Origin of the sequence: Nonomuraea sp. NPDC050153 (genome assembly GCF_044460125.1) — a bacterium.
Classification (GTDB): domain Bacteria; phylum Actinomycetota; class Actinomycetes; order Streptosporangiales; family Streptosporangiaceae; genus Nonomuraea.
Genome location: NZ_JBITJQ010000002.1, coordinates 582,243 through 603,312, shown reverse-complemented (window position 1 = coordinate 603,312; position 21,070 = coordinate 582,243). Strand labels below are relative to the sequence as shown.

At 71.5% G+C, this 21,070-nt stretch carries 15 protein-coding genes; 5 read left to right on the top strand and 10 right to left on the bottom strand.

Annotated elements, in window-relative coordinates:
• Window positions 1–4: 4 nt before the first annotated feature.
• From ACIBQ1_RS07000 to ACIBQ1_RS06960, 9 genes are all read right to left on the bottom strand, one after another.
• On the bottom strand, window positions 5–745 hold the full coding sequence (locus ACIBQ1_RS07000; protein WP_397275121.1) for a sulfite exporter TauE/SafE family protein: 741 nt from the start codon (window positions 743–745) through the stop codon (window positions 5–7).
• Window positions 742–2,535 (bottom strand): gamma-glutamyltransferase family protein, encoded by a 1,794-nt coding sequence (locus ACIBQ1_RS06995; RefSeq protein ID WP_397275120.1) that lies wholly within the window; start codon window positions 2,533–2,535, stop codon window positions 742–744. Before ACIBQ1_RS06995 ends, ACIBQ1_RS07000 begins: the two co-directional genes overlap by 4 nt.
• Window positions 2,536–2,546: 11 nt before the next feature.
• Window positions 2,547–3,515: an ABC transporter ATP-binding protein gene (locus ACIBQ1_RS06990; protein ID WP_397275118.1), complete on the bottom strand. Its 969-nt coding sequence runs from the start codon at window positions 3,513–3,515 to the stop codon at window positions 2,547–2,549.
• On the bottom strand, window positions 3,512–4,477 hold the full coding sequence (locus ACIBQ1_RS06985; protein WP_397275117.1) for an ABC transporter ATP-binding protein: 966 nt from the start codon (window positions 4,475–4,477) through the stop codon (window positions 3,512–3,514). Before ACIBQ1_RS06985 ends, ACIBQ1_RS06990 begins: the two co-directional genes overlap by 4 nt.
• Window positions 4,474–5,325 carry an ABC transporter permease gene (locus ACIBQ1_RS06980; RefSeq protein ID WP_397275115.1) on the bottom strand — a complete coding sequence of 284 codons (852 nt, stop codon included), beginning with the start codon at window positions 5,323–5,325 and terminating at the stop codon, window positions 4,474–4,476. The genes ACIBQ1_RS06985 and ACIBQ1_RS06980 overlap by 4 nt, the downstream gene beginning before the upstream one ends.
• Window positions 5,318–6,277, bottom strand: a complete 960-nt coding sequence (locus tag ACIBQ1_RS06975; protein ID WP_397275113.1) for an ABC transporter permease — start codon at window positions 6,275–6,277, stop codon at window positions 5,318–5,320. The genes ACIBQ1_RS06980 and ACIBQ1_RS06975 overlap by 8 nt, the downstream gene beginning before the upstream one ends.
• On the bottom strand, window positions 6,277–7,893 hold the full coding sequence (locus ACIBQ1_RS06970; RefSeq protein ID WP_397275111.1) for an ABC transporter substrate-binding protein: 1,617 nt from the start codon (window positions 7,891–7,893) through the stop codon (window positions 6,277–6,279). The genes ACIBQ1_RS06975 and ACIBQ1_RS06970 overlap by 1 nt, the downstream gene beginning before the upstream one ends.
• Before the next feature lie 90 nt (window positions 7,894–7,983).
• Entirely contained in the window at window positions 7,984–8,658 is a 675-nt protein-coding gene (locus tag ACIBQ1_RS06965) for a GntR family transcriptional regulator (RefSeq protein ID WP_397275110.1), read from the bottom strand.
• A gap of 116 nt (window positions 8,659–8,774) precedes the next feature.
• A complete protein-coding gene (locus ACIBQ1_RS06960) occupies window positions 8,775–13,553 on the bottom strand; it encodes an ATP-dependent helicase (RefSeq protein ID WP_397275108.1) in 4,779 nt (1,592 codons plus the stop codon).
• Between the two features lie 90 nt (window positions 13,554–13,643).
• On the opposite strand from ACIBQ1_RS06960, the gene ACIBQ1_RS06955 reads away from it, so the two are divergent.
• Together ACIBQ1_RS06955 and ACIBQ1_RS06950 are read left to right on the top strand one after the other, a co-directional pair.
• The gene (locus ACIBQ1_RS06955; RefSeq protein ID WP_397275106.1) at window positions 13,644–14,132 is read left to right on the top strand and encodes a VOC family protein; all 489 of its coding nucleotides are present in this window, start codon (window positions 13,644–13,646) and stop codon (window positions 14,130–14,132) included.
• Between the two features lie 252 nt (window positions 14,133–14,384).
• Window positions 14,385–14,579: a DUF3046 domain-containing protein gene (locus ACIBQ1_RS06950; protein ID WP_355372682.1), complete on the top strand. Its 195-nt coding sequence runs from the start codon at window positions 14,385–14,387 to the stop codon at window positions 14,577–14,579.
• Window positions 14,580–14,590: 11 nt separating this feature from the next.
• Here the strand turns inward: ACIBQ1_RS06950 and ACIBQ1_RS06945 are convergent, their stop codons facing one another.
• Window positions 14,591–14,863, bottom strand: a complete 273-nt coding sequence (locus ACIBQ1_RS06945) for a hypothetical protein (RefSeq protein WP_397275104.1) — start codon at window positions 14,861–14,863, stop codon at window positions 14,591–14,593.
• A gap of 773 nt (window positions 14,864–15,636) precedes the next feature.
• Between ACIBQ1_RS06945 and recA the strand changes: the two genes are divergently transcribed.
• The 3 genes from recA (at window position 15,637) to rny (ending at window position 20,962) form a co-directional block, all read left to right on the top strand.
• The gene (gene recA / locus ACIBQ1_RS06940) at window positions 15,637–16,725 is read left to right on the top strand and encodes a recombinase RecA (RefSeq protein WP_397275102.1); all 1,089 of its coding nucleotides are present in this window, start codon (window positions 15,637–15,639) and stop codon (window positions 16,723–16,725) included.
• A 1,461-nt stretch (window positions 16,726–18,186) separates the two neighbouring features.
• Entirely contained in the window at window positions 18,187–18,666 is a 480-nt protein-coding gene (gene recX, locus ACIBQ1_RS06935) for a recombination regulator RecX (protein ID WP_397275100.1), read from the top strand.
• Between the two features lie 679 nt (window positions 18,667–19,345).
• Window positions 19,346–20,962, top strand: coding sequence for a ribonuclease Y (gene rny, locus ACIBQ1_RS06930; protein ID WP_397275099.1), 1,617 nt, complete (start codon window positions 19,346–19,348; stop codon window positions 20,960–20,962).
• The last annotated feature ends 108 nt before the right edge of the window (window positions 20,963–21,070 follow it).

Genomic DNA, 21,070 nt, shown 5'->3' with positions numbered 1-21,070 from the left:
TGGCTCAACGCAGGGCGAGCGCCACGGCCACGCCCAGGCCGAACGCGACAACGACGCCGCGCAGAACCTTGGCCGACATGAGCTTGGCCAGGCGCGTGCCCAGGAACCCGCCGGCCAGGCTGGCCGGCGCGATCACCGCCACGGCCTGCCACTGCACGGGACCGAACAGGGAGAACGCCACGACCGACACCGTGCTGATCACCAGCGCGAGCGTGGCCCGCACGGCGTTCACGCGATGCAGGTTGTCGTGCAGGAACATGCCGAGCACCGTCAGGAGCAGTACGCCCATGCCTCCGTTGAAGTAGGCGCCGTAACAGCCGCCCAGGAAGACCCCGGCGTACACCATCTTGCTGGGCGGCCCGTCGGCCTCACCGCCGAAGAGCTTGCGCAGCCACGGCTGGGCCAGCAGCGCCAGGCTGGCGAAGGCCACCAGCCACGGCACCAGCGACTCGAACAGCCGGCCGGGCGTGAGCAGCAGCAGCGCACTGCCCACGCCCGCGCCCAGCACGGTCGTGATCGACAGCGCCGCGGCCCGGCGCCGCTGGCCGCGCAGCTCGGCCCGGTAGCCGAGCACGCCGCCCAGGTAGCCGGGCCACAGCGCCACCGCGTTGGTCACGGACGCGGTCAGACTCGGATAACCCAGCGCCAGCAGCGCGGGGAACGAGATGAGCGTCCCGCCGCCCGCCAGCGCGTTCACCACGCCGGCCAGCAGGCCGGCGCCCAGCATGAAGAGCAGATCCGTCATCGGCCGACTGCGTAGCCCTGTGCGCCGCGCGGGTTGGCCGCGGCTTTGAGGAACCCGCCGTCCCGGGCGACGGCGCTGAGCCTGCCGAGCGTCCACGGGCCCTGCACCTCGACCTCGTGCCCGCGCCGCCGTAGCTCCGCTATCACGCCCGCGTCCACGCGGTCCTCGACGTGCAGCACGCCGGGGCGGGAGCCGCGCGGGAAGAACGAGCTGGGGAAGTGCTCGGAGTGGAACATGGGTGCGTCGATGGCCTCCTGCAGGTTCAGCCCGCCGTGGACGACCGCGAGGAAGAAGTTCAGGCTCCACTGGTCCTGCTGGTCGCCGCCCGGAGTGCCGAACGCCAGCCACGGCCTGCCGTCCCTGAGCGCGAACGACGGCGTCAGCGTGGTGCGCGGACGCGTACCCGGGCGCAGCGAGGCGGGCAGCCCTTCCTGCAGCCAGAACATCTGCGCCCTGGTGCCCAGGCAGAAGCCCAGCTCAGGGATCGTGGGGGAGCTCTGCAGCCAGCCGCCGCTGGGGGTGGCGGAGACCATGTTGCCGTCCCGGTCGACGACGTCGAGGTGGCAGGTGTCACCCTTCACCGAGCCGTCGCGGGCCACGGTCGGCTCGCCGACGCCCTGCGGGGAGCGCGCGCCGGAGACGCCGGGGGCGTCGCCGGCCGTGCCGGGCGCGGGGTAGTCGGGCAGCCTGGGCGCGCGGCCGCCCGGGGAGCCGGGCCGCAGCTCGAAGCTGGCCTCGGCGCCGACGAGCTTGCGCCGCTCGGCGTTGTAGGTCTCGCTGAGCAGGTCGGACACGGGCACGTCGGTGTCGCCGTACCAGGCCTCGCGGTCGGCGAAGGCGAGCTTGGCGGCCTCCGTCACCGTGTGCACGTAGTCGGCGCCGAGGAAGTCCGTCCCGTCCAGGTCGAAGCCCCGCAGCAGGGCGAGCTGCTGCAGGAACACCGGCCCCTGCCCCCACGGCCGCGTCTTGCAGACGGTGTGGCCGTGGTAGTCGAAGGTGAGCGGCGCCTCGACCGAGGCGGACCATCCGGCCAGGTCGTCGCCGGTGAGCAGCCCGCCGTGCGCCGTACCGCTGCTGTCCCGCCAGGCCGTCTTGGCGCAGAACTCGGTGACCGCCTCGGCCACGAACCCCTCGTACCAGGCGCGGCGGGCGGCGGCCAGCTGTCCCTCGCGGGTGCTCGACGCGGCCTCGGCCTCGGCGACCACCCGCCGGTAGGTGGCGGCCAGCACCGGGTTGGCCAGCTTCGACCCGGCGGGGGGAACGTTCCCGCCGGGCAGCCAGGTCGCCGCCGACGTCGGCCAGTCGTCGGTGAACAGTCCCTGGACGGACTCGATCGTGGCCGCGATGCGCTCCAGCACCGGCACCCCATGCTCGGCGTAGTGGATCGCGGGCGCCAGCACGTCGGCCAGCGACCAGGTGCCCCAGCGCTCCAGCATGAGCATCCAGCCGCCGAACGCCCCCGGCACGGTGGCCGCCAGCAGCCCCGTGCCGGGCACGATGTCCAGGCCCAGCTCGGTGAAACGCTCGATGGTGGCGGCGGCCGGGGCCACGCCCTGCCCGCACACCACGGACACCTGCTGCTCGTCCTCGCTCCACAGCAGGATCGGCACCTCGCCGCCGGGGCCGTTCAGGTGCGGCTCGGCGACCTGGAGCACGAACCCGGCGGCCACCGCCGCGTCGAAGGCGTTCCCGCCGCGTTCCAGTACGCCCATGCCGGTGGCCGAGGCCAGCCAGTGCGTGCTGGCGACCATGCCGAAGTCGCCCGTCAGCTCGGGCCTGGTGGTGAACAAGATCTCTCCTTCTAGTGATGGGCGGCCGCGTCGGGGACGCGGTCCACCGTGACCAGGTGGCACGCGGCCGGATGGCCGTTCCCACGTGGATCGGTCAAGGGCGGCTCGTCGGTGCGGCAGGCGTCGTACGCCAGCGGGCACCGCGTGTGGAATCGGCACCCGGAGGGCGGGTCGATCGGGCTGGGGACGTCCCCGCCGAGCACGATCCTGCGCCGCTCCCGCTGCCGGACCGGGTCGGCCACCGGCGCCGCCGACAGCAGGGCCTGCGTGTACGGGTGCCGCGGCGCGGCGAAGATCTCGGCCGTCGGACCAGACTCGACGATCTTGCCCAGGTACATGACGGCGATCCGGTCGGCCAGGAACTCCACCACCGACAGGTCGTGCGTGATGAACAGGCACGAGAATCCCATGTCCCGCTGCAGGTCGGTGATCAGGTTGAGCACCGACGCCTGCACCGACACGTCCAGCGCCGACACCGGCTCGTCCGCCACGACCAGCTTGGGCTCCAGGATCAATGCCCTGGCCAGCCCGACCCGCTGCCGCTGCCCGCCGGACAGCTCGTGCGGGAACCGGGAACGCATCTCCTGCCGCAGCCCCACCTTCTCCAGCATGGCGGACACGCGCCCGGAGACCTCACGCCGGTCGGCCACCTTGTGCCGCAGCAGCGGCTCGGCGACGATCTGCCCGATCGTGAAACGCGGGTTGAGCGAGGAGTAGGGGTCCTGGAAGACCATGTGGACGTCCCTGCGCAGCGGGCGCATGGCCCGGCGCGACAGGTGGGTGATGTCGCTGCCGTTCAGCTCGATGGCCCCCGAGGTGGGCTCGGTCAGGCGCAGCACGCACTTGCCGACCGTGGACTTGCCGCTGCCCGACTCGCCGACCAGGCCGAGCACCTCGCCCTGGCCGATCTCCAGCGACAGGCCGTCCACGGCGCGCACCTGGCCGTAGTGCTTGACGAGGTTGTCGATCCGCAGGATCACTGCTTGCCTCCCGGGTGGAAACAGGCCGCCAGATGGCCGTCCGCGTGCCGTTCGAGCGGGGGTCTGGCCGCGCGGCAGTCGTCCTGGGCACGCGGGCAGCGGGCCTGGAACGCGCACTCGTCGGGGTCCGACAGCGGCGAGGGCACCATGCCGGGGATCTCCGCCAGGCGGCCGTCGACCGCCGCCGACGGGAGCGCGTTCATCAGCCCCACCGTGTACGGGTGCCGCGGATTCGCGAACAACTCGGTCACCGGGGCCTGCTCGACGGCGCGGCCGGCGTACATGACCACGGCCCGGTCGGCGATGTCGGCCACCACGCCCAGGTCGTGCGTGATGAGGATGATCGCCGTGCCCAGCCGGTCGCGCAGGTCGCGGAAGACGTCCAGCACGCCCGCCTGGATCGTCACGTCGAGCGCCGTGGTGGGCTCGTCGGCGATCAGCACCCGGGGCGAGCAGGCCACCGCGATCGCGATCATCACGCGCTGGCGCATGCCGCCGGACAGCTGGTGCGGGTACTCCTTCATGCGGCGCTGGGGCGCCGGGATGCCGACCAGCTCCAGCAGCTCGACGGCGCGGCTGTTCGCGGCCTGGCGCGCGAGGCGCTCGTGCCTGCGCAGCACCTCGGTGATCTGGTATCCGACGGTGAACGACGGGTTCAGCGAGGTCATCGGCTCCTGGAAGACGACCGAGACGTCCTTGCCGCGTACGTGCCGCAGGTCCGCCTCGGGGAGCGTGGTGAGCTCGCGGCCGTCCAGCCTGACCGAGCCGGACAGCCTGGTCGTGTCGGGCGGCAGCAGCCTGGGCACCGACATCGCGGTGACCGACTTGCCGCAGCCGGACTCGCCGCACAGCGCCAGGATCTCGCCCTCGTCCAGCGTGAGCGAGATGTCCCTGACCGCCTGCACCAGGCCGTCCTCGGTGTCGAAGCCGACCCTCAGGTCGGTGATCTCCAGCAGGCTCATCGGCCGCTCCTCGGGTCCAGGACGTCGCGCAGCCCGTCGCCCAGCAGGTTGAAGCCGAGCGTGGCCAGCGCGATCATGATCCCGGGCCAGACGGCCAGCCAGGGCGCGTCGCTCAGATACTGCTGCGCGGTCGTCAGCATCACGCCCCACGAGGGCGTGGGCGGCTGCACGCCCAGCCCCAGGAACGACAGCGTGGCCTCGCCGATGATCGCTCCCGGGATCGCCACGGTGGCCTGCACGATGAGCGGGCTGAGGCAGTTCGGGAGCACGTAACGGAAGATGAGGTGCCCGTCGCCCGCGCCGTCGGCGACCGCCGCGGCCACGTAGTCCATCTCCCTGATCGCCAGCACCTCGCCCCGGGTGATCCTGATGACGGCGGGCAGCTGCGAGAAGCCCAGCGCGAACACCACGCCCTTCAGCGACGGCCCGATGATCGCCGCCAGGCCCACCGCGAACACCAGGAACGGGAACGCCAGCGTCACGTCCACCAGCCGCATCACGACCGGGTCGAGCCAGCGCCGGTAGAACCCGGCGACCAGGCCGATCGGGATGCCCACGACCATCGCCAGCAGCGTGGAGAGCACCCCGGCCTGCAGCGACACCTGCGCGCCGTGCGCGATCCTGGCGAACGCGTCGCGGCCCAGGTCGTCGGTGCCCATCGGATGCGCGGCCGACGGGGGAGCGAGCGTGGCCAGGTAGTCCTGCGCGGCGGGGTCGCCGGTCACCAGCGGCCCGATCAGCGCCAGCAGCACGAACGCGGCCACCAGCACCAGCCCGGCCATCGGCATCGGGCGCCTTCTGAAGCGCCGCCACATCCTGCCCCCGCGGGGCACGGCCACCTCAGTCATGGCCGCCCCCCGCCAGCCTGATCCGGGGGTTGAGGAACGCGTACGCGATGTCGACCAGCAGGTTGACCAGCACGTACCCGATGACCGTGATCAGCACGACGGCCTGGATGACGGGGTAGTTCCTGGTCAGCACGGCGTCCACGGTCAGCTTGCCGAAACCGGGGATCACGAAGATCTGCTCGGTCACCACCGCGCCGCTGATCAGCGCGCCGAGCTGGAGGCCGAGCACCGTGACCACGGTCGTCAGGCTGTTGCGCAGCGCGTGCGCGCCCACGACCTTGACCTCGGACAGGCCCTTCGACCTGGCGGTCCTGACATAGTCGGCCGACAGCGCGCCCAGCATGGCCGAGCGGGTCTGCCGCATGAGGATGGCGGCGAAGCCGGTGCCGAGCACGAGGGCGGGCAGGATCATGCGCTGGAGGTTCTGGCCGGGGTCCTGGGTGAAGGGGACGTACCCGGAGGCGGGCAGGACCCGCCAGGTGACCGCGAACAGCAGGATGCCGAGCAGGCCGAGCCAGAAGTGCGGCACCGACAGCCCGGCCAGGCCGAACCCGGTGGCCAGGTAGTCGGCCGGCCGGCCGCGCCTGACTGCCGCGACGATGCCCGCGCCCACGCCGACGACGATCGCGACCAGCATGGCCAGGGCCGACAGCTCCAGCGTCACCGGCAGCCGCTCGGCGATGATGTCGATCACCGGTAGCTGGTCCTGCGTGGAGCGGCCGAGGTTGCCGGACAGGGTCTGGCCGACGTAGTCGAGGTACTGGGCGGGCAGCGGCTTGTCCAGGCCGAAGTCGTGCCGGATGGCCTCGACCACGGCGGGCGAGGCCTCCTCGCCCGCCATGACCGTGGCCGGGTCTCCGGGCAGCGCCCTGATCCCGAGGAAGATCAGGACGCTGGCCAGGAACAACACGATCACCGCCGACCCGCAGCGCCGGAGGATGAACCAGAGCATTACGCGGTGAACCCGGCGGTCACGAAGCGCGGCAGGCCGTCCTTGAAGTACTGGACGCCGGCGACGTTCTTGCTCATGCCCAGGTAGTACTTGTTGTGGTACAGGTACAGGACGCCGCGCACCTCGGCGGCCTTCTTCATGGCGCCCGCGTAGAGCTCGGCCCGCTTGGCCGGGTCCGACTCGGCGGCGGCCTGCTTGATCGGGTCGTCGATGCCCGGGTCGGACATGCCGCTGTAGTTGTTGCTGCCGCGGCTGGTGATGAGGTTCGTGAGGTTGCCGTCCAGGTCCACGCGGCCCGACCAGCCGTTGAGCAGGACGTCGAACTTGCCGGACTTGCCCTGCTCAAGCGTGCTGACGAACTCGGCGGTCTGCACGCTCACGCTGAAGCCCGCCTCCTTGGTCATCTGCTGGATGACCTGGGCCAGGCGCACGTTGGTGGCGTCGTTCGGGCTGGTGAGCGTGACCGGGATCGGCGTCTGCGCGCCGGACGCCTGCACCAGCTGCTTGGCCTTGGCCAGGTCGCGCTTCGGGCACTGCAGGTCCTGGGCGCGGAAGGGGCTGTCCAGCGGCACGGGGAAGCAGTCCACCTCGTGAAGGCCGTTGTAGACGGTCTTGTTGATCACGTCGCGGTCGAGGGCCAGCTCGAACGCCTCGCGCAGCTGCGGGCTCTTGGCCAGCGCGGTGTCGACCGCGCCGGGCTTCTCGGTGGAGCCGTTGGCGTTGCCGGTGTTGATCGTGATGCCGTAGTAGCCGAGGCCGCCGCCGGACACGACCTTGAGGTTCGGGTCGCTCTGGACGCCCTTGACCGTGGTGGTGGCGAGGTTGTCGCCCACCTGGACGTCGCCGGACTTCAGGTTCGCGGCCCGTACGTTCGGGTCCACGATGATTTTGTATACGAGCTTGTCGAGCTTGACCTTGGCGGCGTCGTAGTAGTCGGGCGCCTTCTCCAGCGCGATCTGGCTGCCGGACGTGCGACTGGCGAACTTGAACGGCCCGACGCAGACCGGGCTCGCGCCGAAGTTGTCATTGCCCGCGTCCAGGGCCTTGGGCGACATGATCATGCCGGCGCGGTCGGCGAGCTGCGCGGTCAGCGGCGTGAACGCCCGCGTCAGCGTGAGCTTGACCGTCGTGGGGTCGACCACGGCGACCTTGGACACCGCCGCCAGGTCGGCCTGGCGCGCGGACTTCTCCCAGGTGCGGTGCCGGTCCAGCGACTTCTTGACCGCCTCGGCGTCGAACGCCGTGCCGTCGTTGAACTTCACGCCCTCGCGCAGCTTGATCGTCACCTCCTTGCCGTCGTCGGAGACCTCGGGCAGGGCGGTGGCGAGCTGCGGGACCAGGTTCGACTGAGCGTCGATGTCGAAGAGCTTCTCGCACATGTTCGCGAACACCTCACGGCCCACCAGTGTGGTCGAGATGCTCGGGTCGAGCGCGTCGGGGTCGGCGCTGAGCGCCACGTTGAGCGTGCCGCCCGCCTTGACCGGCCGATTGTCGGCCGAGGCGTCGGCTATGGAAGGAGGGGCCGCGGGGGTGCCGCTCGACCCGCCTCCGCCGCAAGCTGCCAGGGCAAGGGGGAGAACGGCGAGCGCCGCGACGAGCCTGGGGGACGGTCTCATGGGGCCTCCGTTGAAACGTTTAGGAGACTGTATACAAGACCTGACATTTCACTGGTGTTTCATGACCCCGTGTTGTTATCTGAGTGTTTTCTAATCGTTCGGGGTATTTGTCCTGCGGACCGCCGTCAGGAACGACCGCCGAGCCGCGGCGACGTGCGCGATCGCCCTGGCCTGCGCCTCGTCCTCGTCGCCCGCCGCGATGGCCTCGCACAGGCTCAGGTGCTCGCTCCAGGAGTGCGGGCCGCGGGCGGCGGCGGTCTGACTGAAGACCCACTGCGCCCGCAGGAGCATGGGCTTCATCATCAGGCTGAGGTAGGAGTTGCCCGCCGCCTCGCCCACGGCCAGGTGGAAGGCGGTGTTGAGATCGGCCACCTCCTCCAGGCGCCCGTTCTCCACGGCCTCCTTGGCCTGCTCCAGCACCCGCCGCAGCCGCTCGGCCGACTCGGGGGTGCGCTTGCGCGCGGCCAGCCGCGCCGCCAGGCCCTCGACCGCCATGCGCACGTCGAAGAGCTCCTCGCCCTCCGCCGCCGACAGCCGTGCGACGGTGGCGCCGAGCCGGGGCACGACCTCGACGAACCCTTCGGCGGCCAGCACCCGGATGGACTCGCGCACGGGGTTGCGCGAGACGCCGAGCAGAGCGGCCAGCCGGTCCTCGACCAGCCGCGCACCCTGGGCGAGCTCGCCGGAGAGTATGCGTCGCCGCAGCTCGTGGGTGACCTCGTCGCGCAAGGTCTGATGGGCCGCGCCCAGCGTCAAATCAGTCATGAGGCGACAATCGTATACAGCGAGGTCCCATCCCACGTTCGCGGCACCGCCTCCTCCCGTCCGCCGGGCGGCACCGTCACCACCAAGGGGCCGCACCAGGCCGAGCCCGCCATCGCTCAGGCGCGTAGCCGCAGGCCGCGAGGGGTGGGATGGAAGCCGGCCGCCTCCAGGGCGGCCGCCAGCGGCGACTCGACGATGGCGGCGCCGTCGGCCCGCTCGACGGTCAGCTTCCCGAGCGCCCCGTCCCGCACCGCCAGCGCGAGCGCGTCGACGGCGGGCTGCAGCCGGTCGTCGTCGGCGAACGACAGCACCGTCTTGCCGCCCCGTTCGACGTAGAGCACCAGGTGGCCGTCCACGAGCACGACCAGCGAACCGGCCTTCCGGCCGGGCTTGTGCCCGAGCTCGCCGGGGTGCTGCGGCCAGGGGAGCGCGGCGCCGTACGGGCTGGCCGGGTCGGCGGCGGCCAGCACCACGGCCCGCCGCCCGGACCCCGGCTCCGGACCGCCACCCGGACCGCCACTTGGACCATGGCCCGGACCGCCGCCTGGACCCCGGCCCGGAGCGCCGCTCGGGGCGAGGCCCGGCGCCATGGCGCGCATGCGGTCGACCGCGCCCGGCAGGGCGAACTGCGCGCCTCCGAGGCCCTCGACGAAGTAGCCCCGGCGGCAGCGCCCGCCCTCCTCGTACGCCCGCAAGACCTGATAAATGGGCGTAAATCCCCCGGGGAGCCGCTCCGACGTCACCGCGCCCCGGGTCACCACGCCGTGCCGTTCCAGCAGCACCTCGGCCTGCGCGTGCGCCCGCTGAGTGGCGTCGGCGGCGGGCGCGGGCAGCAACCACCACCGGCCGCCCACCGTGGGCGGCCCGCTCCTGCTCGGCAGCACGGCCCGGCGGCGCCGCGTGGTCGCGGGCCGGTGCGCGGGACGGCCGGTGCCGAGCGCGGCCCGCAGCGGCGCCAGCGTGTCGCCGGAGATCCGCCCCGCCCACACCAGATCCCACAGCGCCGCCGCCAGGGTCGCGTCGTCCAGGGAGCCGAGCTGGTCGGAGATGCCGCGGAAGAACAGCGCGCCGCCCCCGCCCAGCAGCTCCAGCACGCGCTCGTGCAGCGGGGTCATGGTGATCTCGGCAGGCTCGGGCAGCAGCAGCGGCGCGGTGTCGGCGAAGTAGAGCGACACCCACCCGTCACCGCCGGGCAGCGAGCCCTGCCCCGCCCACGTCACCTCGCCCGAGGAGGTCAGCTCGTCGAGCAGCGCCGGATGGTAGCCGGGCACCCGCGCGGGCAGCACCAGCGTCTCCAGCGCGGACGCGGGCACGGCGGCCCCCTGGAGCTGCTCGATCGAGCGGACCAGCGCGTCCATGGCCCGGGCCGCCTCGCTCGCGCCCCGGCCCCCGGCCGCCCCCGCGGCCCCCGAACCGGTGATGCCGTGCCAGGCGGGCAGGAAGCGGGCCAGGGTCTCCGGCGCGACCGGCTCCACCTCCTTGCGCAGCCGGGCCAGCGACCTGCGGCGCAGCATCCGGAGCACCCCGGCGTCGCACCACTCCTCGCCCCGCCCGCCGGGCCGGAACTCCCCGTTCACGACCCGCCCGGAGGCGGCCAGCCGGCGCAGCGCGTCCGTCACCACGGCCACGCCCAGCCCGAACCGGGCCGCCGCCGAGCCCGCGTGGAACGGCCCGCGCGTGCGGGCGTGCCGCGCCACCAGGTCGGCCAGCGGATCGGGCACCGGCTCCAGGAACGCGTGGGGCACCCCGACCGGCAGCGGCGCGCCCAGCGCGTCACGTACGCGGGCCGCGTCCTCGATCGCCGCCCACTGCTCCTCGCCGGCGATGCGCACCCGGATGGCCCGCCGCGAGCGTTCGAGCTCCGCCAGCCAGGCCGGGTCGCCGCCGCGCACGCTCACGTCGGGCGCGAGCAGCGGCCCGTGGGAGCGCAGCAGGTCGGCGAGGTCCTCCAGATCGCGCAGCGGCCGGTCGAGCCTGGCCAGCTCGCGCTCGGTGTCGGAGATCACGTCGGGGTCGAGCAGCTCGCGCAGGTCGGCCTGGCCCAGCAGCTCGGCCAGCAGCGTGGTGTCCAGCGCCAGCGCCTGGGCGCGCCGCTCGGCCAGGGGCGCGTCGCCCTCGTACATGAACGCGCCCACGTAGTGGAACAGCAGCGACGCCGCGAACGGCGAGGCCTGCGAGGTCTCCACCTCCACCAGCCGCACCCGGCGCGCGGCGATGTCGCGCATGAGCTGGACGAGCCCCGGCACGTCGAAGACGTCCTGCAGGCACTCGCGCATCGTCTCCAGCACGATCGGGAACGAGGCGTACTGCGAGGCCACGCCCAGCAGGTGGGCGGCGCGCTGCCGCTGCTGCCACAGGGGGCTGCGCTTGCCCGGCGTGCGGCGCGGCAGCAGCAGCGCCCGCCCCGCGCACTCCCTGAACCGGGAGGCGAACATGGCCGACCCGCCCAGCTCCTCGGTGACGATCTGCTCGATCTCCTCGGCGTCGAACGCGGCCACGTCGGTCGGCGGCTCGGCCAGCGTGTCGGGGATGCGCAGCACGATGCCGTCGTCGGAGTGGACGGCCTGCACGTCGATGCCGTAGCGCTCGCGCAGGCGCCGGTTGATCGCCAGCGCCCACGGGGCGTGCACCCGCGCGCCGTAGGGGGAGTGGATGACCACGCGCCAGTCGCCGAGCTCGTCGTGGAAACGCTCTACGAGCAGGGTGCGGTCGTCGGGGACGTAGCCGGTGGCCTCGCGCTGCTCGTGGAGGTAGGCCAGCAGGTTTCCCGAGGCGAACTCGTCGAGCCCCGCCTCCCGCATGCGCTCCGTCGAGCCGTCTTTGGCCTGCTCGCGCAGGAACTGCCCGATCGCCCGGCCCAGCTCGGCCGGCCGCCCGGGGGTGTCGCCGTGCCAGAACGGCAGCTTGCCCGGCTGACCCGGCGCGGGCGAGACCAGCACCCGGTCGGCCGTGATGTCCTCGATCCGCCAGGACGTCGCGCCCAGCACGAACACGTCGCCCACCCGCGACTCGTAGACCATCTCCTCGTCCAGTTCGCCCACCCGGGAGGCCTTCTCGCCCACCAGGAAGACGCCGAACAGGCCGCGGTCGGGGATCGTGCCGCCGTTGGTGACCGCCAGCCGCTGCGCGCCCGGACGGCCCTGGAGGGTGCCGGTGACCCGGTCCCACACCACGCGCGGCCGCAGCTCGGCGAACTCCTCGCTCGGATAGCGCCCGGCCAGCATGTCGAGCGTGGCCTCCAGGGCGGTCCTGGGCAGCGTGGCGTAGGGGGCGGCCCGCTTGACCACGGACTCCAGCTCGTCGACCGTCCACTCGTCGAGCGCGGTCATCGCCACGATCTGCTGCGCCAGCACGTCGAGCGGGTTACGCGGATAGCGCAGCTCCTCGATCTGGCCGCTCTTCATCCGCTCGGCCACCACGGTCGTCTGCACCAGGTCGCCCCGATATTTCGGGAAGATCACGCCCTTGGACACCGCGCCGACCTGGTGGCCGGCCCGACCGATGCGCTGCAGCCCGCTGGCCACGCTCGGCGGCGCCTCCACGCACGCGACCAGGTCGACCGCGCCCATGTCGATGCCCAGCTCCAGGCTGGAGGTGGCGACCACGGCGGGCAGCCGGCCCGACTTGAGCGCCTCCTCGATCTGCGCCCGCTCCTCCTTGGAGACCGAACCGTGGTGCGCGCGCACGATCTCGGTCACGACGCCCTTGGCGGCCCCGGCCTGCGCCATCATGTCGGCCGGCATCCGCTGGGGCGGTCGGGGGGTCTCCCGGACCGGGTCGGCGGCCGGCCCCGTCTCCCAGATGGAGAGGTCGACGGCCTCGGCGCCGCCGCTCTCCCGCTCGTACGCGAGCTCGTTGAGGCGGGTGCACAGCCGCTCGGCCAGCCGCCGCGAGTTGGCGAAGACGATCGTCGAGCTGTGCGCCCCGATCAGGTCGAACAGCCGGTCCTCCACATGGGGCCAGATCGACCGGTTGCCCGGCTCGGGGGCGAACTCCTCCGCCCCCTCCTGCCGCGGCCGGCCCTCCATCTCCGTCATGTCCTCGACGGGGACGACGACCTCGACCTCGATCCGCTTCTCCGACGGCGGCTGCACGACCGTGGCCGGCCGCGCGCCGCCCAGGAACGCCGCCACCTCGCTCACCGGCCGCACCGTCGCCGACAGCCCGATCCGCTGCGCCGGCTTGTCGAGCAGCGCGTCGAGCCGCTCCAGGCTGAGCGCCAGATGGGCGCCGCGCTTGGTGGCCGCGACCGCGTGGACCTCGTCCACGATCACCGTCTCCACGCCGCGCAGCGCCTCGCGCGCCTGGCTGGTGAGCAGCAGGAACAGCGACTCGGGCGTCGTGATCAGGATGTCGGACGGCTTGGCGGCGTAGCGCCTGCGATCCTCCGAGGGGGTGTCGCCCGAGCGGATCGCCACCGAGATCTCCGGCACCGGCAGTCCGAGCCGACGCGCCGTCTGCTTGAGACCGGCCAGCGGCGCGCGCAGGTTGCGCTCGACGTCCACGGCCAGGGCCTTGAGCGGCGACACGTAGAGCACCCGCGTCCCCTTGGGGGCGCCCTTGCTCCCGGAAGCGCGCTTGGGCACGGCGGGTCCAGGTGCGGCGGGTCCGGTTGCGGTGGGCGCGGTTGCGGTGGGCGCGTGCTCGGCGGGTGCGGCCTCGGATGCGGCGGGCTCGGCCTCAGGCGCGGCGGGTGCGGTCTTCTCGAACGCCAGCCTGTCGAGCGACCAGAGGAACGCCGCCAGCGTCTTGCCCGACCCGGTGGGAGCGACGACCAGGGTGTTGTCGCCGCGCGAGATCGACTCCCACGCCCCCTCCTGGGCGGCCGTAGGAGCTTGGAAGGCCCCGGCGAACCATTGCCTGGTCACCTGGCTGAACTGGTCTAGCGAGCTCACCAGCACATATTGCCTCGCGCCACCGACAGAAAACGCATTTGGCTCCCCCGCGGGCGGTTGAGCGGCGGCCCTGGCGGACATACAGCGACCGTGACCATCGACTATGCGGCCATCGAAGCCCGCCGAGCGGAGATGAAGCAGCGCCACGTCTTACCGCACCGGCCATCGAGCAGCGCCCGGGGCCTGCACCACATGGCCCTGCTCTCGTCGGATGTGGAACGCACCATCAAGTTCTACCAGGAGCTCCTGGAGTTCCCGCTCACCGAGATCATCGAGAACCGCGACTACAAGGGCTCCAACCACTTCTTCTTCGACATCGGCAACGGCAACCTGCTCGCGTTCTTCGACTTCCCCGGCCTCGACCTCGGGCCGTACCAAGAGGTGCTGGGCGGGCTGCACCACGTCGCGATCTCCGTGGACCCCGCCACCTGGGAGCGGCTGCGCGGGAAGCTGGAGATGGCCGGCGTGCCGCACCAGATAGAGAGCGGCGCCTCCATTTACTTCAAGGACCCCGATGGCGCCCGGCTGGAGCTGCTCGCCGACCATCTCGGTGAGATGTACGGCTCGCGTGTGCTGTGACCGCGGGTCCGCCCTAGCGCCGCGACGCCCTGCGCGTACGCGGCTTGCCCGCACGGGGCTCCTGCCTGATGCCCGCGTGCCTCTCTGATCGCTCGGTCTTCTCCTTCTGTACGGCGATGCGCACCGCGTGCAGTAACTGGCGTCGTCTGGCCCTGTTGGCCTTTGTCTTGGCTGTCTTCGGGGGCGAAGACTTGGGGGTCTTTGGCATGGGGGTGTCCTACCCACACCCCAGGTGATTCCATACTTGGATCCATGCGCCTGACGGAGTTCTGGAGACGGATGAAAGCTCACTTCGGTGACACGTACGCCGATTCGTGGGCCCGCGACTACGTGCTCGCGCCCCTGGGCGGACGGACCGTCGTGCAGGCGTTGGCCGACGGAGAGAGCGCCAAGACCGTCTGGCGCGCGGTCTGCCAGGTGGAGGACGTCTCTCCCAAGCTCCGCTAGCCTCCTGGGCGTCAGGGCTGCGTCCCGTCCAGGGTCTGACGCAACGCGGTGGCCGTGAGCTCCAGCTCCTCCACGCTGCCCTGCCCGCCGGGCGACCACAGGAACGTCCATCCCCGGTGCGACGGGGTGGCGAAGATGATCGTCTGACGGCCCGTACGCGGGTGCCAGACCCACAGCACCGGATCGTCGGTGCCCACCATGCGACTGACCAGGCCGTGATGGGGGAGCACCTCGGCGAGTGCCTCCAGATGGGTGCGCCGTTCCCTGGTGTAGCCGTTCGCCACTCGCCGCCTCCAACCTTCGCCCCTGCTGTGAGTCTCCCCAGCTCACCGCCCGGACAACACATTGGTGGCCAACATCGGCGGGGCGTGTCCACGAGGATGCGCACGCGTCCGAAGTCGAACGTGAGCGCATACGGCTTGAAGAACTCGTGCGCGGGCAGCCTCCCGACGCGGAAGCCGAAACCGTGCTCGAACCAGGCGGGGAACGCGCCGGACAACCCGGGCACCCGGCGGCGGGTGACGGAGCCGAGCGCCACCTCGTCCACGGTCGCCGGGTGAAGGCCGTCGCCCGGGGGATCGGGATGCCGGCGGCCTCGAAGGTGGCGCGGGGAGCGGTGAAGCCGAGGTCGCCGCCCCCAATGTCGACCGGCGGGGCGCCGTTGACCGACGCCTCGATCAGGGGCAGCGGATCGGTCGCCGCGAACGGGATCTTGACGGCCACGCCCTCGCGCCTCCCGGCAGCGGGCTGGGAGAGCTTCCGTACGAGCAGGCCGACGCCATACTGAAGTCGCTGGACATCGGCATGCGCCTGCTCGCCCTCCTCGCCCCCGGACAGTGCCCTCCGGAGCTGTTCAGGACGGCACTCGGGCTCCTCTCCGCCCCGGAGGCGGGTGATTGACGGCGACCTGCGTGTTCCTGCTGTGATCGAACAGCCGTTCGGCTACGATGGGTTTCGCCCGAGCCACGTCTTCCCCGGCAGTCGCGGAAAAAATGTCGGTGGCAGGCCGTAGCTTTCACTCGACTGATCGGACCACGACCCTCCAGGGGGAGTTCCCATGGCAATCAACGACCGCGAGAAGGCCCTCGAGACCGCCCTCGCTCAGATCGAGCGACAGTTCGGCAAGGGCTCCGTCATGCGCCTGGGCGACGACGCCCGAGCTCCCATCGAAGTGATCCCCACCGGGTCGATCTCCCTTGACGTCGCCCTCGGCATCGGCGGCCTGCCGCGTGGCCGCATCGTCGAGATCTACGGCCCTGAGTCCTCCGGTAAGACCACGATCGCCCTGCACGCGGTGGCCAACGCCCAGCGTGCCGGCGGCATCGCGGCGTTCATCGACGCCGAGCACGCCCTCGACCCCGAATACGCCAAGAAGCTGGGGGTCGACACCGACGCCCTCCTGGTCTCCCAGCCTGACACAGGTGAGCAGGCGCTGGAGATCGCCGACATGCTGATCAGGTCCGGCGCCGTCGACATCATCGTCATCGACTCGGTGGCCGCGCTGGTGCCCAAGGCCGAGATCGAGGGCGAGATGGGCGACAGCCACGTCGGCCTCCAGGCCCGCCTCATGTCCCAGGCCCTGCGCAAGGTCGCCGGCGCGCTCAACAGCACGGGCACCACCGCCATCTTCATCAACCAGCTCCGCGAGAAGATCGGCGTCATGTTCGGCAGCCCCGAGACCACGACCGGTGGTAAGGCGCTCAAGTTCTACGCCTCGGTCCGGATGGACATCCGCCGCATCGAGACCCTCAAGGACGGCACGGAGGCGGTCGGCAACCGCACCAGGATCAAGGTCGTGAAGAACAAGATGGCCCCGCCCTTCCGCGTGGCCGACTTCGACATCCTCTACGGCGTGGGCATCTCCCGCGAGGGCGGCCTCATCGACATGGGTGTGGAGCACGGCTTCGTCCGCAAGTCCGGCGCCTGGTACACCTACGAGGGCGACCAGCTCGGCCAGGGCAAGGAGAACGCCCGTAACTTCCTGAAGAACCACCCCGACATGGCCAACGAGATCGAGAAGAAGATCAAGGACAAGCTGGGCGTGGGCCCCCGTCTCGACGCTCCGGCCGAAGCCGCCGCCCCTGCCCCGGCTGCCGCTCCTTCCGGCCGCGGCTCGAAGTCCACTCCGAAGCCGGGTGACGTCTGATCGTCCACCCCATGAGCGATCGTGTCCCCTCCCATGAGTGACCCGAACCGGCCACCGGCGTCCCAATCCGGGGACGCCCGGCCCGTCCGCCCCGACCCCTCCCGGGGCAGCGACCTGGCCCGCTCGGCTGCGGACGGCTGGCCGTCGGTCGACGAGTGGCGCGAGCACCGCACGCGTCAACGCGCCGAGGCCGAGCGCGAGCCCGGGCCGGACCAGGAATCCACCATCACAGGTGGACGGGACGACGACGTACGCTCCGAAGATCATGCGCCCGTCGAGGTCGAGGTGAAGGAAGCGGAGGCGGAGGCCGCCAGCCACCTGTACAGGGAACGCACCGGCCGACACCCCTTCTTCGGCGGCGACGCCGACGATCAGGACGACCCCCGCGCCACCGCCGAGCCCCAAGCCCGAGCAGTCGATCAGCACGAGTCCCGGCCCGTCGCCAAGGCGCCGGTCGGCGCAGACGATCACGAAGAATCCCCGATCCCCGCCACGAACCCGTCCGATCCGCCTGCTGACGGCCACGGCGGCTCGGACAGCCAGGCTGCCCCTGAACACCCTTACACGGCCGCTGGCGCTGCCGGTGAGGGCCGGGGCGACTCCGACGACGGGCAGGGCCACACCAGGGGACGGCGCTCTCCCGATGAGGCCGCTGAGGCCGCGCCTACCGACCGGGGGGACGGCGGGTGGCACTCCGAGGTGCTCGCGGGGAGCAGCTGGTTCTCGGCCCAACAGCCGGACGACGCCGAGACCGGTAAGAAACGATCGGGCAGAGGACGGCGATCGGGCACCTCCGACGGAGGGAGCGCGAGAAAGGCACGCGGGCAGCGCCGGCCGTCCGAGGCGCCTGCTGCCGAAGACCTTGCCGAGCCCTGGCACGACAGCGGGACCTCCACCGAGGCTGCGCAGGATGGTGGCGGCTTCGCCGGGAGCGCAGGAGGCGGTGACGGGTTTGCCGGGAGTACCCGAGGCGGTGGCGGGTTCGCCGGGAGCACGCGAGGTAGCGATGGGTTCGCCGGGGCCTGGCCTGATAACGAGGGCTTCGGCGGGGCCGGCCGCAGCGGCGGGGGTTCTGCCGGGGCGGGGCGTGGCGATGGGCGTTCAGGCAGGTCCAGGCGGCGTGGCCGGGGCTTCACGGGCGACGGGCGTGACGGCGACGGGCGTGACGGCGACGGGCGTGACGGCGACGGGCTTGCTGGATCCGGGCCTGATGGCGAGGGCTTGCCTGGGGCCGGGCGCGACGGCTTCGGCGGGGGCGGGCAGAGCGACAGGATCTCCGGCGGAGCTGGGTGGGGTGGCAGGAGGTCCGGCGGAGCTGGGTGGGGTGGCAGGAGGTCCGGCAGGTCAGGGCCGAACGGTGGGAGATCTGGCGGGCTCGGGCTCAGTGGTGGGGGGTCTGCCGGGTCCGGGCTGAGTGACGAGGGCTTCGACGGAGGCGGGCGGGAGGCCGATCCGGAGTCGGTGGCGCGGGCCATCTGCCTTCGGTTGCTCACCATGGCGCCCAAGACGCGGGCCCAGCTCGCCGAGGCCCTCCGGAAACGTAACGTGCCCGACGAAGCCGCCGAAGCGGTGCTCAGCCGCTTCTCCGAGCTGGGGTTGATCAACGACGAGGCGTTCGCCGCGGCGTGGGTCGACTCTCGGCACCACGGCCGTGGCCTGGCCAGGCGCGCCCTGGCCGCCGAGCTGCGTCATCGCGGTGTGGACACCGACACGGTCAAGGAGGCAGTCGAACGGCTGGACTCCGACCAGGAGGCGGAGACGGCCCGGCGATTGGTGGAGCGCAAGCTCGCCTCCACCCGGTCGCTCGACCCGCAGACCCGCACGCGGCGGCTGGCGGGCATGCTGGCACGCAAGGGATACTCCGCGGGCCTGGCCTTCCGCGTCATCCGCGAGGCGCTTGAGCAGGAGGGGATCGAGATGGAAGAGGACTTCCCGTCGTAGCACCCCTTCCGCGGCTCCCTCCTTCTGGGCTCCCCGATCCTGCGGCCCCTTCTGCGGCCCTCTCTCGCGATCCGCTTTCGAGCCTCCTTCCGGGGTTCCCTCGGTTGTGGGCTTCTTCGGTTCGGCGGGCCCGTTTCTGTGGCCCTCGCTATGGGGCTTCCCCGGTTCCGTGGCTTCCTCCGTTCTGTGGTTTTTCTGGTTCCGTGGTTCTCCGGGGGTGCCCGGGGCTGGCTGAGTGATCGTCTGCATGTGCTGCTGCACCTGCATCTGTGAGTACGTCAGGGAATGCGAGTGCATATGCGGGTGCGGGTGCTCCTGCACTCGCATGTGCTCTCTTGCCCATACATGTCTCCGGCCTTGCCCAAAGGCATCTGTGGAGATGCAGGCTCGTAAGACACGCTTGATGACGCGTTTGCTTGCTCGTGACCTGTTCGACGCATAACCTCGACGGCAGTGAGGAGTTACTCCGCGCAGCGCGGATTGCCATACCGGTGAACGACGGACGAACGAGGCTGGTTGATCTAGGCGGGCGAGGTGTCGGCTTTGCGAGTCGACGCCCGGTCAGCCTTGGCTGTATATCGATCCCGACGCCGACCGGGCTTTTCGTGGCGCGCTTGTGACCCCTCCCGTTTGTGGCCGCGTTATGAGGTGTTGACGACGCGAGGAGGGCGGGGCGCACATGGGGCCGCTTGTCGTGGTGCTGATGGTGGCGGTGCTTGTGCTCGCGTTCGGGATGATCGTCGCGCTGCTCGTCGTCATAAGGCGCACCTCGGGCAGTCTGCCACGCGCGTCCAAGGCCACCCCCGAGCAGCAGCAGGCGGTGCACGAGGAGCTCGAGCAGGCGCGTGAGGAGGCGCGGGAGATCCGGCACAAGGCCGAGACCGACGCCCAGGAGACTCTGCGCAGGTCGGAGAACGCCGCCGAGAGCGCCGCGCAGATGCGGCGGGAGGTCGAGGAGGAGAGCCGGACCCTCAAGTCCGAGCTCAAGGAGCTGCGCGCCGACCTCGAACGGCGGGAGGCCAGGCTGGCCGAGCGGGAGCAGCGGCTGGACGAGGAGGCCAGGCGGCAGTCCGAGCGCGACAGGAAGCTGGGCGAGACCGAGGTCGAGCTGGCCGACCGGCGCGAGGAGCTGCTCCAGGTCGAGGAGGAGCGGCGGGCCATCCTCGAACGGGTCTCCGGGCTGACCGGCGAACAGGCCAAGGCCGAGCTGGTCAAGGAGATCGAGAACCAGGCCAAGCGAGAGGCCGCGCTGATCGTCCGGGAGATCGAGGGCGACGCCCGCAAGGAGGGCGAGAAGCGGGCCACCAAGATCGTGACGCTGGCCGTGCAGCGGGTGGCGGCGGAGCAGACGGCGGAGTCGGTCGTCAGCGTGCTGCATCTGCCCGGCGACGAGATGAAGGGCAGGATCATCGGGCGCGAAGGGCGGAACATCCGGGCCTTCGAGTCCACAACCGGTGTGAACCTCATCATCGATGACACTCCAGAGGCTGTGCTGCTGTCGTGTTTCGATCCCGTGCGCAGGGAGACGGCCCGGCTGACGCTGGAGAAGCTCGTGCTGGACGGGCGCATCCACCCGCAGCGCATCGAGGAGGCGCACGACCGCAGCCGACAGGAAGTGCAGGACCTCTGCGCGCGGGCCGGCGAGGACGCCCTGGTCGAGCTGGGCATCACCGACATGCATCCCGAGCTGACGCTGCTGCTCGGGCAGCTCAGGTATCGGACGTCGTACGGGCAGAACGTGCTCAAGCACCTGATCGAGTCCGCGCACATCGCCGGGATCATGGCCGCCGAGCTGAGGATGAACCAGGCGTTGATGAAGCGCTGCGCGCTCCTTCACGACATCGGCAAGGCCCTCACGCACGAGGTCGAGGGCAGCCACGCGCTGATCGGGGCGGAGATCGCCCGCAGGTACGGCGAGGAGGAGGACGTGGTGCACGCCATCGAGGCGCACCACAACGAGGTCGAGGTGCGCACCGTCGAAGCGGTTCTCACGCAGGCCGCCGACGCGATCAGCGGCAGCCGTCCCGGTGCCCGCCGCGAGTCCCTGGAGGCGTACGTCAAGCGCCTGGAGCGGCTGGAGGAGATCGCGCAGTCGTACGAGGGCGTGGAGAAGGTCTTCGCCATGCAGGCCGGGCGGGAGATCCGGGTCATGGTCAAGCCGGATGCGATCGACGACATCCAGGCTCAGGTGATCGCCCGTGATGTGGCCAAGCAGGTGGAGGAGGAGCTGACCTACCCGGGGCAGATTCGCATCACGGTGGTGAGGGAGTCTCGGGCCACCGAGTTCGCAAGGTAGGCCACCCGCCTGTCCGCCCGTCCACCCGCCCGTCCGCCCGGTGCGCTCCCCGGCGTCGGGTTCGTGCCGGTCAGTCGTCCGTGGTGGGCCGGCGGGCGTGGCGGTGCC

Coding starts and splice junctions, on each gene's coding strand:
- ACIBQ1_RS07000 (WP_397275121.1), bottom strand. CDS start 745: ATGACGGATCTGCTCTTCATGCTGGGCGCCGGCCTGCTGGCCGGCGTG.
- ACIBQ1_RS06985 (WP_397275117.1), bottom strand. CDS start 4,477: ATGAGCCTGCTGGAGATCACCGACCTGAGGGTCGGCTTCGACACCGAG.
- ACIBQ1_RS06980 (WP_397275115.1), bottom strand. CDS start 5,325: ATGACTGAGGTGGCCGTGCCCCGCGGGGGCAGGATGTGGCGGCGCTTC.
- ACIBQ1_RS06975 (WP_397275113.1), bottom strand. CDS start 6,277: ATGCTCTGGTTCATCCTCCGGCGCTGCGGGTCGGCGGTGATCGTGTTG.
- ACIBQ1_RS06970 (WP_397275111.1), bottom strand. CDS start 7,893: ATGAGACCGTCCCCCAGGCTCGTCGCGGCGCTCGCCGTTCTCCCCCTT.
- ACIBQ1_RS06965 (WP_397275110.1), bottom strand. CDS start 8,658: ATGACTGATTTGACGCTGGGCGCGGCCCATCAGACCTTGCGCGACGAG.
- ACIBQ1_RS06950 (WP_355372682.1), top strand. CDS start 14,385: ATGCGCCTGACGGAGTTCTGGAGACGGATGAAAGCTCACTTCGGTGAC.
- recA (WP_397275102.1), top strand. CDS start 15,637: ATGGCAATCAACGACCGCGAGAAGGCCCTCGAGACCGCCCTCGCTCAG.
- rny (WP_397275099.1), top strand. CDS start 19,346: ATGGGGCCGCTTGTCGTGGTGCTGATGGTGGCGGTGCTTGTGCTCGCG.